This is a genomic window from Mariniflexile sp. (genome assembly GCF_052728615.1).
The window spans coordinates 1-14,192 of sequence record NZ_JBFVFE010000079.1; the positions used below are offsets into that span (position 1 = coordinate 1).

Annotated in this window: 11 protein-coding genes; all 11 read right to left on the reverse strand. The window is 36.2% G+C overall.

Annotated features, from left to right (window positions below; translation table 11 throughout):
- Positions 1–264: 264 nt before the first annotated feature.
- Entirely contained in the window at positions 265–1,185 is a 921-nt protein-coding gene (locus ACU1LP_RS17960; protein WP_445734461.1) for a family 43 glycosylhydrolase, read from the reverse strand.
- Positions 1,186–1,197: 12 nt separating this feature from the next.
- Complete coding sequence (locus ACU1LP_RS17965; RefSeq protein WP_445733009.1) at positions 1,198–3,345, reverse strand: beta-xylosidase; 2,148 nt, start codon at positions 3,343–3,345, stop codon at positions 1,198–1,200.
- 203 nt (positions 3,346–3,548) lie between these two features.
- Positions 3,549–4,460, reverse strand: coding sequence for an SMP-30/gluconolactonase/LRE family protein (locus tag ACU1LP_RS17970; protein ID WP_445734460.1), 912 nt, complete (start codon positions 4,458–4,460; stop codon positions 3,549–3,551).
- A gap of 29 nt (positions 4,461–4,489) precedes the next feature.
- Complete coding sequence (locus ACU1LP_RS17975; RefSeq protein WP_445736958.1) at positions 4,490–6,409, reverse strand: heparinase II/III domain-containing protein; 1,920 nt, start codon at positions 6,407–6,409, stop codon at positions 4,490–4,492.
- Between the two features lie 68 nt (positions 6,410–6,477).
- Complete coding sequence (locus tag ACU1LP_RS17980; protein ID WP_445736959.1) at positions 6,478–6,762, reverse strand: hypothetical protein; 285 nt, start codon at positions 6,760–6,762, stop codon at positions 6,478–6,480.
- Positions 6,763–6,924: 162 nt separating this feature from the next.
- Positions 6,925–8,706 carry a RagB/SusD family nutrient uptake outer membrane protein gene (locus ACU1LP_RS17985; protein ID WP_445736960.1) on the reverse strand — a complete coding sequence of 594 codons (1,782 nt, stop codon included), beginning with the start codon at positions 8,704–8,706 and terminating at the stop codon, positions 6,925–6,927.
- A 143-nt stretch (positions 8,707–8,849) separates the two neighbouring features.
- On the reverse strand, positions 8,850–9,965 hold the full coding sequence (locus ACU1LP_RS17990) for a hypothetical protein (protein WP_445736961.1): 1,116 nt from the start codon (positions 9,963–9,965) through the stop codon (positions 8,850–8,852).
- Positions 9,941–10,357, reverse strand: a complete 417-nt coding sequence (locus ACU1LP_RS17995; protein WP_445736962.1) for a hypothetical protein — start codon at positions 10,355–10,357, stop codon at positions 9,941–9,943. Before ACU1LP_RS17995 ends, ACU1LP_RS17990 begins: the two co-directional genes overlap by 25 nt.
- Before the next feature lie 29 nt (positions 10,358–10,386).
- The gene (locus tag ACU1LP_RS18000; protein WP_445736963.1) at positions 10,387–12,264 is read right to left on the reverse strand and encodes a SusC/RagA family TonB-linked outer membrane protein; all 1,878 of its coding nucleotides are present in this window, start codon (positions 12,262–12,264) and stop codon (positions 10,387–10,389) included.
- 126 nt (positions 12,265–12,390) lie between these two features.
- On the reverse strand, positions 12,391–13,518 hold the full coding sequence (locus ACU1LP_RS18005) for a FecR family protein (protein WP_445736964.1): 1,128 nt from the start codon (positions 13,516–13,518) through the stop codon (positions 12,391–12,393).
- 126 nt (positions 13,519–13,644) lie between these two features.
- Positions 13,645–14,172 carry an RNA polymerase sigma-70 factor gene (locus tag ACU1LP_RS18010; protein WP_445736965.1) on the reverse strand — a complete coding sequence of 176 codons (528 nt, stop codon included), beginning with the start codon at positions 14,170–14,172 and terminating at the stop codon, positions 13,645–13,647.
- Positions 14,173–14,192 lie beyond the last annotated feature (20 nt).

Consider the following 14,192-nt stretch of genomic DNA (forward strand, 5'->3'; position numbering starts at 1 on the left):
ATAAAAGCAAAAAATGGAACAGAATCGTCAAATTATGTCAAAATGCTGCATAATGGGAAATTTGTCGTACACCCGTTGATAGGAGTTGATAAGTAAAGTCAATATTTATTGATTAAATTTGTATCTTTCTGAATCAGAAAAACAAATAAATTTTGTTTTTAATTAGTTATTTTTGACTTTAGTGTGCAATTCGGTGAACCATATTATATTAAAAGTGTTTAAAATACTATATATCAGGTGTTTGTGAATTTTAAAAAAATCCTGTCACACCGAGCGTTGACGCAAGGCTATTTTTGGATCTACATTTCTATCGGTGGCAATTTTTCGAGTATGATACCCTAAATACCATTTATCTTTAAATGAAAACACACTAGCATGCGAGTTGTTATAATTATCTTTTGGTTGCTGTAACACGGTGCCTTTATACTCCCAACCCGTCATAGGGCTGTCGCTCATCATATAGTCAATATTCATACCTGTTCCAATATTTGTAAAGTATGAAAAATAATATTTCGTGATGCCATTTACAGTGCGCTTGTTAATATAACCTCCTTCATAAAAACCAGGAGCATCAATTAAAACGGCTTCTCCAACGGTACTAACCAAATCGTCGCCCAATTTGATAATTCTTGCATTTTTACGACGTTTTCCATCGGCTTGAATTTTTGTAGGACCTCCACCAAAAACACAATAGGCTTGCCCATCAGTATCTATAAAAACCGTGGGGTCAAAAAGCCATTCCACATCAGCATTTGGTGTCTCTTTTGTGATTAACGGTTTGCCGCCAACGCCTTTAAAAGGGCCTATTGGACTGTCGCTAACGGACACATTAACACTTCTGTTACCATCACCTGTGTACATATAAAATTCGCCGTTTTTTTCTACTACCGATGGTGCCCAAGCTTGCGTTACCCATGGCATATCATCTGGAGCTTTAAACACTTCGCCATGGTCTGTCCAGTTTTGCATATCGTCTGTAGACAGACACGTAATATCGTTCATCCAATAACGCTTTTGCCCATCAATATCGTGAGATGCCCATACATATAATCTGCCGTTGTACTCCAGTCCTGTGGGGTCTGCTGTATAACGTTGGGATATTATGGGGTTTTGGGCATTAGCAATTAATGAAAGTAAAATACTTAGTGTAAAGGCTGCCTGTTTATCTATTAATCGTAATTTCATTTTTTATTAATCTTATTTTACTGTTAGCTTAATAGTTTTCAAATCTTTTTCTAAAGATGAAGCGCCCACTGAAATAGTAAAATCTCCTGGCTCTACCACTTTTTTCATCTCTTGGTTGTAAATGGAGAGATTATCAAAATTCAGTTCAAAAGCCACTGTTTTTGTTTCTCCCGGATTTAAAGCGATGCGCTCAAATCCTTTTAGCATTTTGTTATATCTGCCAACCGATGCAAAATCATCTCGCACATACATTTGAATAACCTCATCACCTGTAACTTTTCCTGTATTGGTAATATCAACAGAAACTGTAGTTTTCCCATCTGCTGGTATGCTTTGTTTGGCAAGTTTTAAATTTGAATATTCAAAAGTGGTATAGCTTAAACCGTATCCGAACGGGAACAAAGGTGACTTATCTGCAAACTTATAAAGTCCTTTTCCTGAACCCACAAAATCTGGTCGTTCCAAATAAGTTACTGGCAATTGCCCAACCGAACGTGGAAAGGATACCGTTAGTTTCCCCCCGGGGTTGTTATCTCCAAATATAGTTTCAGCAATGGCTTCTCCGGAATTCATCCCTAAATACCATGTTTCTAAAATAGCAGGAATATTTTCTGCTATATAATTGATCGATAATGGGCGTCCGTTTATTAAAACCACTACGATGGGTTTTCCTGCTTTATGAATGGCTTCTACCAACTGATTTTGTGCTCCGAACAAATCCAAATTGTCTCTATCAAGACCCTCTCCGCAAGTCTCGGTTGATCCTCCAACAGCTAAAATAACGACATCCGATTTTTCTGCTGCTGCAATGGCTTCGGCAAAACCTGCTGTCGATTCGCTTTTTAAAGGAGCGCCTTCAGCATAATTTATTTGGATGTCTTTTCCAACCTTATCTTGAATGCCTTCTAAAACTGAAATGTAATATGGTGGAATTCCAGCATAACCGCCCAATTGAGGATATTTGCCATTTTCAAAACGAACCTCGGCCGCATTAGGGCCTATAACCGCAATGCTTTTAATTTTGTTTTTATCCAATGGCAATAAGTTGCCATCGTTTTTTAATAAAGTTATTGCTTTTTTAGCAATTTTCAAGGCTACCGCCTGACTTTCGGGTGTGCTTACAATGGTATCGGGATACACTTTATCCTTGGTCTCAAACAAGCCCAACTTGTACTTGGCTGTTAAAATTCGGGACACACTTTGGTCAATATTCTTAATAATAGAAGGGTCTCTCTTTAAAGCCTCTTGCAATACATTAGAGGTATAGGTAGAAAAATCTGGACTTTTCCCTATAACCAAATCCATATCTACTCCTGCTTTCAATCCTAGAATGGCCGCATCAACCTTATCTTTAGCAATATAGTGCATGGAACTCAAGCGCAAAACATCGTTATTATCAGAAACTATAAAGCCATCAAAGCCCCATTTATCCCTTAACACCCCTTTTAAAAGAGGAGTGTTCATATGCATAGGCACTCCATTAAAATCTTGGTGACCTGGCATCACCGAACCAACTTTAGCTTCTTTAACAGCAGCTTCAAAAGGAGGCATATAAATTTCATATAGTCTGCGATCGGACATATCGCTAAATCCGCCGTTAATACCGCGCCTGTTCTCTGGGTACCCAACAAAGTGTTTTGCGGTTGCTATAATGTGGTTTTTATCAAAACGTTTTTTTTCCGTACCTTGCAACCCTTCAATAAAGGCAACACCCATTCTAGATACTAAATACGGATCTTCGCCATAAGATTCCTCCACTCTTCCATAACGTGCATCACCAGAAATAACATCCAGATTTGGAGAATAGCAATGGGTTATATTAGCGGCTCTTGCTTCTTTTGCGATTTCAGTGGTCATCTCACGAAGCAACTCAGGTTCCCAAGTACCACCCAATGCAATGGCTTGCGGATATACCGTAGCGCCATCTAACCACAAACCGTGCAAACACTCGCTATATATCATCATCGGGATTCCCAACCGCTCGTTTGCTGGTGCATCTTGGGTCAATTCGGCAATTTTTTCCTCTAGCGTCATCTTACTTAAAAGTGAAGACACTTTTTTATTGAAATCATCATCTTTTTTATTAGTTGATGGTATTGGTTTGCTTTGACCTGCCGCTAAAAAGGACATCATCAAAAATGAAATACAAAGTTTATACATGAGCAGAAATTTATATTATTTGAAAAATCAGTTTTATTTTAAAATCACACTATAATTGAACGCACTGCTAATAGAATCCTGTACTGTGCTGATGCGTGTTTTTTGACTGATTATAATTTTATTCACTATTCAGCCGATTAAAAATTTGACACGGATTTGCTTCGCCATTTCGCTATCGCTAGGGTCACGGATTTTTATTGATTCTAATTAACCTCGTAAAAAGCCAACTTATTTTCTTTATTTAAAGGGAGTAGCAATAGTTTTTTATCGCGGATATACCATAAATCGGCAGCCCCTCGTTCGGTATCCAATAATTCCTCGTAAGTTCCATCTTTGTTCACTTTAAACACTTTGCCTGCTTTCCAATCTGAAACGATATAACTGTTATCATCCAATACCTGAACGCCATCCAAGTTTCCTAAAGGCACTGGTGTAATACTTGATAATTTTTGTGTTTCTATATTCATTTTATGCAACTTGCCAATGCCCGCATCCAAGGCTTTCCCATCGGTAAAGTATCCCCAACCGCCAATGATGAGTTCATTTCCTACTGCCAAAATTCCGTTAGCACTTTCTATTTCTGGAGAATCATACCATTCGGTAAAATTTTTATTGGCATCTAACTTGTAAATTGAAGAGGCGTGCATATCTGTAACGTACACGTTTCCTGCTCCATCGGCAGTAACATCATTAAAATACCTTACTTTTTTATCGGTGTATTTTTTTAAAATGTTTCCTGTTTCCAGATCAATTTCAACCAAATCGAAAAGATCTCCAACGTATAATTTATCACCAACAATAGCCATTCCTTTAGGGTCGTTTAGTCCTGATGTGAATTTTAAATTAAGCAGTTCACCATCCAATGACACGGTAGCAATGGAGCCATCACCCGGTTCTTTATCCGCTTGAATGGACACATACAGCACGTTTCTTTTTTCATCAAAAATAACTGATTCCAAAGCTGGTAAATCCGTAGTTTCCCTAAGCAGGGTCAATGTTGTTTTTGGTGCTTTTACTTCGGCGGATTCCGTTATTGTCGTGTCCTCTTTTTTCTTCTTATTTCCACAAGAAAGCAGTGTGAAAATGGCTAACGAAAGCATAAAATAGTTTTTCATGATACTGATATTTAAGTGATTAATATATTCTAATTTGATTTTTTATCTGATAAACGCACTTGTAGCAACCCGCCATTACCCTTTAAAAAATAGGCAGGTATCCGTATTTCGATACGTTTTAGATTTTTGATTTGTTTGTCAATCTTTAATGGTGCGGGATCTAAAGAAATAATTGATATTTTTAAATTTTCCGGAGAGAGAATTGAAAGGTTCAAAATTTTCCCGTCTTGTTTTAAAATAGCACCGTTTTTTGTGGGCTCCACATCGGCTACGGTCATCAGTTGCCAAGTAACCATTTGAGTTGCTTCATTAATTTCAAATTGGTCTTCAATTAAAAGCGATTGATTATTTTCCTTAATAAATGTGCGTTTTAACGACTTGATATTTCCCATGTATAATTCCGTCAAATCGAAAGTGGCTTTTGGAATCTCATCGTCTTTAAAATCAACAACAGGCACATTTCCTTTAACATTGAACAATTCATTATTTACAGTAACAATGCTATGTCCAAAATTATTTTTTGTCAATAAGGTCCAACGTTCACTGTCTTGTTTACTATTCGATAATTCAAAGCCTATTTTGTTCAAAGGGTAATAATTTTGATTTCCAGGATCGATTACCCATCGAATTCCATTCAATTCGAACACAAAAGTGCCAGCGTCCATATTTCCGTGACTGATTAACCCGGAGCCTCCTTTTGCCGCTAAATAAAATTGTTTAGTATCATCCTTATCCCCCCGAAAAACCACAATGGGCACATGCCCTTTTCCATACCAAGCTTGAGGCAACTGGGTTGTATTTTCAAAACTGCACTGGGCCAACCAAATTAAAGCAACACCAGCAAATCTGCCTTCGTTTTGTTGAATTAGAGCTTCTTCCGCTAAAAGCAAATCCGGGTTGTTTGGATATTCGAAAAAGGGCTTGTTTATATAAGCACCATTGCCCGTCTGTGCTGCAAACCAAGCTAATACAGCAGAAGCGTCTCCATCTGTTTTTCCATCAGAATCAGCATAATTAAAGCAATCTCCAGAGGGCCCAGTGACTTCCAATCTATAATCGGCAGTTTGCATAAACCCAGGGCTTTTTGAAATTCCAAAATCGGTACCTAATGCAGTCTTAAGAACATTGGAAGCAACTGCGGTATATGAAGTTCCAAAACGCCAATAGAATGGGCCTTCGGGATGCACGCCTTCGGGTGCATATTCCTTTAACGAATTGGGTAATTTTTCCAAAGCGCGTGAAATGGTTTTGGCAGCAAGTGCCGGATTTTCATCGGCTATGGCTAATGAAGCAGCAATCATACCTCCATGGCAAACCGCATTCCAATTGTTGCTGCCATCAATCCAACCCATACGCTCACTGGTTGTGTTGAAACTTGGCAGAATCGCTTTTTCCATTAATGCTTTTTTGGCCAGTTTTATGGTTTCCTTTGGCAGCGTATTGGCATTCCAGTCAATGGCCAAAGCAACTCCCAAAGCGGTTTGCGACACATCCAAAAAATGTTGCGGGTTCCAACTATCAAACGAAGAAATGGCCACTAATTCTTCATTGATTCTATTTAGGATTATAGGATTTTTATCGATGCGATAGACAATACTTAAAGTGGCTAACTTCCGGAGCGCTTCACGAGCATCAGGAAATCTAAACCCTTCCAGTTCTAGCTTTAATAATGGCGTTTCAAGAATTCTAAAAGCTTCTTCTTTTAAAAAGGCATAATAGGTTTTTACTAACGTATCCGTTTTTAGCTTTTGTTTTAGAAGTTTTTCTGTTGATGGCGTTAGTATTAATTTAGGCGATTGTTTTGATAAATGTTTTTTTATAAATGCTTCGGAAATCGGATTTTGTAATTTTACTCCATTATAATGCCCTTCTGATTCATTCTGACTGAATAAACTCAAAGAACAACTTATAGTTAAAACGAAGATCAATGCCGTTTTTAAATTTTTCATTCTTATCAAAATATTGGTTTATTTTTCCTGAAAGTCGCACTCTAATTATTTCTTCCTATTGAACTGATTTAAACTTTTTCCCCTCCCAGATGTACTATAACAGAGCCAGAATGAATACCTAAAACCTCGTGTGCCGTACTGTGGTAATGGTGGAATGGATAAATACCGTTTCGCCATGGGTTGGTCCAATTGTTTGTAGCGAATTTATTAGTTAACCAGCTACTTGGATTACTCATGCTGCTTGGTATGGCATTTCGATACAAAAGCAATGGGAATTTACTGTTTGGTATTTCCCCATCATCCTTAAAGTATAACAGCTCAGGAACATTTTGTGAATGGGATAAAGAATCCAATCCAAAAAACGTTAATGGTAATAGACAAACTATTGAAAGAGATCTCATCCTATTCAAAGTACTTAATATTAAAGGAATTTTAAAAAAGCCCGCAATTTCTATAAACAAAACTTTGGGCTTTTAAAACTCAACTAAACTAACTCACATACTAATTACATATTATTACTCCCAACCTGGGTTTTGGCCCAAATTAGGGTTTTCTCCTAATGCACCTAGTGGCATTGGCCATAAATAATGCTTATTCTCATCAAATACGGGTGAAGCGTATGGTGTGCCTTTATAAACATCAATATAAGGCTTCCCATCAATCATTTCAGTTTGCACGTTAGCACCAGGAAATCTTGCAATTGCCGCTGCATCCCAAAGCATACCGTAACTTTTCTTTTCTAATTTTTTACCCCACTTCCAACGTCGTAAATCGTCGTAACGGAAGCCCTCTGCAAATAATTCTATACGACGCTCTCTTCTTATTTCAATTATTAATGAAGAAAGACCATCTGCTGCATATTTAGGATCCATGGGCGGATTTAATCCCATAGCAGGCATACCCACTCTACTTCTTAATTTATTAATGGTTAAATCTAAATCAACTTGAGTAATCGTACCTAATTCAGCCATAGCTTCGGCATAATTTAAATACACCTCGCCTAATCTAAAAACAATACCCGGCGTTTCTGCTTGGTTTTGCCCTAAATGTGCTAAATTATTATACATTTTAATAATATGGTATCCTGTAGTAGAAGGATCTCCTCCTGGGTTTGGCATCCCTGTAAGTCTAGGATAAATAAGTGCGGTTCCTTGATTATATTTATAAAAAGATTGGTCTGCTGGATGCATCACCGTTTGTCTTAAACGTGGGTCTCTACCTATAAAAACATCCTCAATTTTAGTAACATCTGCATCAAGAGGAGAAAGGGCAATTGGTAAACCATCAGTACATAAATAATCATCAATAGCATCCTTTGTCATACCACCGGTATAAAAAAGAAAATATTTCATGATATTATTGTTACGTACGCCAGTTTCATATTTAACCCAATGAATCACTTCTGAGTTACCTGTTAAATCTTTTAACACGCGGTGCGTCGCATTATAATCCATTAAAGGATTATTAGTTTTATAAAGTGAATATGGTCCAGTATCCATAAGCTGTTTTGATGCCGTTGCTGCTTCTTGAAACCATGCATTGGCATTGGTGCCTCCATGGTATTTTCTCCAAGTGGCTTCAAACAAACAAATTCTTGATTTTAATGCCAAAGCATCCCAACGATCCAGTCTACCTGGATTTCTAGTTCCACCCCAACTTATTGGTAGTTTAGCAACCGCAAAATTGATATCTTCCAATACCTTATCCATCACGAACTCTCTAGGGTCTCTGGTTCCGAATAGGATGTCGTCTTCATTGGTTTTTACTTCATGGTCAACCCATTGGTTATCACCAAACTTAGACACCTTGTCATAGTAAAACCAAGCACGAAACATGCGGGCTTCACCAATGTATTTGTCTTTGGTGTTTTGTGGTACAGGCGAAGTTGCCATATTATCCAATCCTACGTTAATAGCTCTAAGTAAGTTCCACGCGCGATATCCAAAAAGCTGCACTCCTTCAGGAATGTGTATGCCGGCACGCACTTCTTTAAAACGATTCGCTCTACTTTGTCCTGCTGGAGGTGCAAAATTATCTGAAAAACCATCCAAATACGTGTAACTTCCATCAATGCTTCGTATAAAGGCATCATGTCCCATTAATACAGCCGTTTCTCTATCTTCTTTTGTTAAATCATATATCGTGTTATTATATACCGCTAAATCGTTTTCAGTTTTCCAAAAGGTTTCATTACTCAATTGATCGAGTGGAAAACGCTCTAAGAAATCATCATTACAACTAAGTAATACCAAAGCTGCAATTAAAAATATCCCTATTTTATTAATTATTGTTCTCATTGTATATTTTTTATTATTAATTAAAATGTTACTCTTAAACCAATACTTCCACTACGCTCAAAATAATATTGTTGTAGTAGATTGTTATTAAAGGTTTGCTCTGGATCTAAAGTGCCACGCATTTTGGTAAATTCCCATAAATTTTATCCAGAAATATAAATAGCAGCATTACTCATACCGAATTTAGAAACTAAATCTTTTGGAAGATTATAATTAATAGTTACGTTTTTCAAACGGATATAAGCTGCATTTTGTAAGAAACGCGTTTGCCTTTGAATATTTCTTTGGTCATAATTTCTTGGTCTTGCAAAGTAGGCACCTGTATTAGTAGGGGACCAGGAATTTTGAATGAAGTCTTCAGAAATCAAAGAACTATTATATGGCCAAAACGACGTGTGTGGGCCTTGGTCTGGATAATAATCTCTTTTCAATATGCCTTGGAAGAACATATTTAATGATAATCCCTTATACTCGACACTAGGTGTAAACCCAAAACTGTATCTTGCTGTGGTGTTACCAATAACTTTAAGATCGCCCGTATTAAATTCACCCGTCTCAGTTATCAAACGCTGTAAACCTCTATCTATAATACCATTCCCATCAAGATCGGCATATTGGATATCACCTGCTAACCATGCACCACTAGCTACCGCACCTTGACTAGGTGCCGCAGCAACAGCCGCATTAGATTCAAACAAGCCTACAGTTTCAAAACCCCAAACCTCTCCAATATCCTTTCCTTCATAAAACCCATTAATACTTGGGTTATCACCACCATATTTAGTTATTTTTGTTTGGTTGTCCCATAAATTAAACCCAATACTATACTTTACGTTTTCTCCTATTTTATCTCTCCAATTAAGCGCAAGTTCCCATCCTTTGGTTTCTAGGTTTGCACCATTTTCTAGTGGTTCTGAAGCACCTAGAATAGTAGGCAAGTTTACTCTCAATAACATATCTTTAGTTTCTCTAACATACACATCGGCAGATATGTCTAGTTTCCCTTTGAAGAAAGCGGCATCTAAACCAAGGTTTCTTGTATTTACAGACTCCCATGTTAGTGTTGGACTCACTAAGTTTGCTGGACTTACAGTAGGCAATTGCCCCGCACCTAAGGTATAACCCGCAGTACCTGATGATAAAGATGGAACATAAGGATAATAGTCTTGTTGACCGTTTAGCGTGTAAATTTGGTTTCCTAATTCTCCATAAGATACTCTAAACTTTAAATTACTTAACCAGCTAGAGGCACCTTGCATAAACGATTCTTCGGAAACTCTCCAACAGCAGAAAACGATGGAAAAAAACCAAATCGATCATCCTGTGGAAAACGACTCGTACCATCGTAACGGCCATTAAGCTCCAATAAATATTTTCCTTTATAGTCATAATTAAATCTAAAGAAAGCACCTCGCAATGCATAATGTGAACGTCCTCCAAAAGCATTTTGTGTCCCCGTAGTTGCTCCTAAATCAATTATTTCAGGTGTAATTAAATTTGCTGCTCTACCTTGTAGCCTTCTAGTTCTTAACTCTTCTTGGTTAAAACCAACCATCCCTTTAAAAAAGTGGTTCTCTAATTTATCATAAGTGTATTCGCCAAATATGTTAAAAGTGAAATATTGATTATATTGATTTGTGTTTGTTATCAAATCGTTGGCACTAAAACCATTACCTAAGCTTAAGCCCCTAAATCAATTCCATTAGAAAAATTAGATCCATTGATAACAGATATTTTACTGGCCACATCTTCAGAAGATTGAAAGAATGAATTATAAGAGAAATCACTTTTTAAAACAAAACCATCAAATGGTGTTATGGTTAATCCTTGTGTAAACCAAGTATCGTGTCTTGTAGAGGTATCACGAGAACCCTGTTCCAAATAAGGTATGGTGTTGTTGTTTGCAAATGCCTGACCAATAAAAGGAATATAATCATCGCGGTCTCCTTGTACTCTATAGAATGGTAAGTCTGGAAATTTCAATGGCTCTATGGGGCTCATTCTGTTTACAGAATTTACACTAGCATCAAAAGCATAAGTATGTGGCTCATCATTAGAAGTATTCGTGTAAATAATTTTAGAGTCTAAACTCAACCAATTGTTCACTTTAAACTCTGCTTTCAATAAAGCGTTGAAACGTTCAAAATTTTGATTTTTTGCATCGTTAACCAAATATCCTTGTTTTCCTAAATACCCAATAGACGCATAATAAGTGGCCTCATCGCTAGCCCCGGAAACAGATAAATCATATTTTTTTTGAAACGATTGATTGGTTACTACTTTGTCTTGGTAATCATTAAAACCATTATAAAACAACAACCCATTTCTGACTGACCAAGCATTTGCTTCGGTAGGGTTTTGAGAATATGCTAAAGCATCAGCTAAACGATTAGAATCGTATATTGGTGCTCCCCCAGTACTTAATAAAGCAACATCATTTTGGCTAGTCATATACACTAAAGGATCTGTAACTGGATCTACTAAAAATATAGGTGCAGTAACGGTTTGTTCAGTACTTAAGGTAACATTAACCTTACCTTTTTTACCTTTTTTAGTAGTTACCAAAATAACCCCAAATGCCGCACGCGCTCCATAAATAGCTGCAGAAGCAGCATCTTTTAACACAGAAATACTCTCAATATCATTTGGATTGATTTGATTTAAATCCATTGGTACGTTATCAACCAAAATTAATGGCGAACCACCGTTGATAGATTCAAAACCCCTAATATTAAAGTCTACATTATTTGCCGGATCCCCGTTATTAACCGTGATATTTAAACCTGGCAACACACCTTGTAATCCTTGCCCAACGGTGGCAATGGCTCGATTTTCAAGCACTTCTCCCTTGGCTATACCTACAGCACCTGTTAGATTTACTTTTTTAGTTGTTCCATAACCTACTATAACCACTTCATCAAGCTTGGCGCTATCTTCTTGTAAAACAATTGAAATAATTGTCTGGTTGTTAACATTTACCTCTTGGCTTAAAAAGCCTATATATGAAACTACAATTATAGATTTTGCACTTGAAACAGTTAAACTAAATTTACCATCAAAATCTGATTGCGTTCCATTGGAAGTTCCCTTTTCAATAATATTTGCACCCGGCAAAACCTGACCATAAGCATCAGTTACCGTACCAGATATTTTAACACCTTGTTTTGCTGTTAAATCTGCAACTGGAGCTATAGTACTTTCTTTTATTAAAATGGTATTATTTTCATTAAACTCAAAATCAAAATTGTTTTTTGAAAAACTTTGACTCAACAGTTTAGATATCTTAATAGGCCCCCTTTTTAAATTTACTTTAGGGGCATTTGAAAACAAATCCTGAGGATATAGAAAACGGTATTTTGTTTGCTTTTGGATGATATTAAATACCTCATCGACGGATACTACTTTATCTACGTCAATTATTACTTGTTCTTGAGAAAACGACTTTTCTGTAGCAAAGCTAAAGACTGTGGTGCACAATAAGAAGATAAATGTTCTCATAATAGCCATTAGCGTTCGTTTTCTGGTGAACGACCGAACCTTAATTAAATTAATTTTCATAAATTTACTCTGTTTTTAGTTAGACATGTGTTTAGTTATACATTGGTTTAATTATTACTATCTAGAGGGACGAAGTTGGGCCACCGCAAAATGTTTGGCTTCGCTCCCTTTTTTTATTTTATTTTTTCACTTCAAAAAAACTGTTTTATCAATAATTTCATAATCTTCTATAACTTTAAAGTTCTTGATAGAATTTAGTATATCTTTTAGATTTTGGTCTTTTCCTAATACTCCATTAAAGCCTGCGCTCTTTAGATCTTGATTGGCAAATTCCACATCCATATCGTACCAACGCGATAGGACTTTCATGATCTCTTCCAATGATTTTCTACGAAAACTAAAAACACCATCTTTCCATGATGTTTCGTTATACGTATCAACAGTAGAAACCTCCATGGCACTGTTATTAAGATTTAAATTTGCTTGCTGCGAAGGTTTTAATATTTTGTTTGTAGATGCTGCATTAATTGAAACTTTACCTTCAACCAAGGTTGTATAAATATTGGCATCATCTTTATAGGCCTTCATGTTAAATTCGGTCCCCAATACTTCAATTTCTTGATATTTGTTAACTACTTTAAATGTAGAGCCTTTATGTTCTGTGCTTGGGGATACATCAAAATAAGCTTCCCCATATACTAATTCTACTTCTCGGGTTTCGCCCTCTATAAAACTTACAGGAAATTTTAGTTGCGATTCTGAATTTAACCAAACTTGGGTGCCATCCGATAGTTTTATAAAGAATTGTCCACCTCTAGGGATGGTTAAATAATTGTACACCGTTTGTTTTGAATGCGCGTTATTTACCTTATATATAAGCTCTTCTCCGTTACTATTGGCATTTTGGGTTTGATAGTTGTTCCCTTTTTCCAAAGCTACAACAGAACCGTCTTCCAATGTTAATATGGCTTTATCTGTGCCTATCTGAATTGTATTGTTATTGACTATTTCAGGTTGCGTGATGTTTGCAGGCGTTTCATTTAGAATAAAATTTGCAGCTATTGAAATTACAACTACCGCCACAGCAGCATATTTATAATAACCTTTTGTTAGCCTACGTGTTTTTAGTTGTTTTTGAAGCCTTAACCACCCTTTTTGAACATCCGTGTTATTGCCATCTCGCTGATAATTATCTTTTACTCTTTTAAAATAATCTTGATGTGCTGTTGATTCTTCATACCATTCCGAAAAGGCCATCCCTTCCTCTTTAGAAAGTGTATTGTTCAGTTTTTTTATAATTAATTTGAATTCCATGTATTCACAATAATAGCGTTCTTTATTAGTGTGACACACAAATTAATAAAAAGGGTGACAAAAAAATGAGAATAAAAAAAATTTAAAAGGGAAAAAATATTAATTTAATAAATCAACATCGTGCCCTTAGTGGTAAATTTGTAGTAGAATCAATATGGAAACGACCAATTCAATAATTCTTACCTTCGCTCTTTTAAGCTGGGTTTTAACCGTGTTAATAGATACTCCAAGTTCATTAGCTATCTCTGAATATTTATAGTTATGCATGAACTTTAATTTAACAATCTGTTGCATTTTGTCAGGAAGTGCATCCACAACCTCTAATGTTTGTTGATATACTCTTTCTTTCTCTTGCTCGTCAACAGTATCAAAAACATATTCTGTAATCAGTTCATTTTTAAAATCCAGAAATTGGTAATTATCCGTAATTTTTATCGATCTTAAGTAATTAAAACATTTATTACGAACCATTGCAAAAAGATAGCCTCTTAATGATGTGGTGATGTTTAAGGTTTCGGCATTTTCCCATATATAAATAAATATTTCCTGGACTATATCTTCACTGGAATCTTTATCAAAAAGATAGCCATTGGCATAATACCTTAAATCCGCAAGCGAATGTTGAAAAGAAAGTTGAAAAGTCAGTAAAACCAGTGCTTTAAAGACTTTTCACT

Coding starts and splice junctions, on each gene's coding strand:
- ACU1LP_RS18005 (WP_445736964.1), bottom strand. CDS start 13,518: ATGGAATTCAAATTAATTATAAAAAAACTGAACAATACACTTTCTAAA.
- ACU1LP_RS17975 (WP_445736958.1), bottom strand. CDS start 6,409: ATGAAAAATTTAAAAACGGCATTGATCTTCGTTTTAACTATAAGTTGT.
- ACU1LP_RS18000 (WP_445736963.1), bottom strand. CDS start 12,264: ATGAAAATTAATTTAATTAAGGTTCGGTCGTTCACCAGAAAACGAACG.
- ACU1LP_RS17970 (WP_445734460.1), bottom strand. CDS start 4,460: ATGAAAAACTATTTTATGCTTTCGTTAGCCATTTTCACACTGCTTTCT.
- ACU1LP_RS17965 (WP_445733009.1), bottom strand. CDS start 3,345: ATGTATAAACTTTGTATTTCATTTTTGATGATGTCCTTTTTAGCGGCA.
- ACU1LP_RS17990 (WP_445736961.1), bottom strand. CDS start 9,965: ATGCAAGGTGCCTCTAGCTGGTTAAGTAATTTAAAGTTTAGAGTATCT.
- ACU1LP_RS17960 (WP_445734461.1), bottom strand. CDS start 1,185: ATGAAATTACGATTAATAGATAAACAGGCAGCCTTTACACTAAGTATT.
- ACU1LP_RS17985 (WP_445736960.1), bottom strand. CDS start 8,706: ATGAGAACAATAATTAATAAAATAGGGATATTTTTAATTGCAGCTTTG.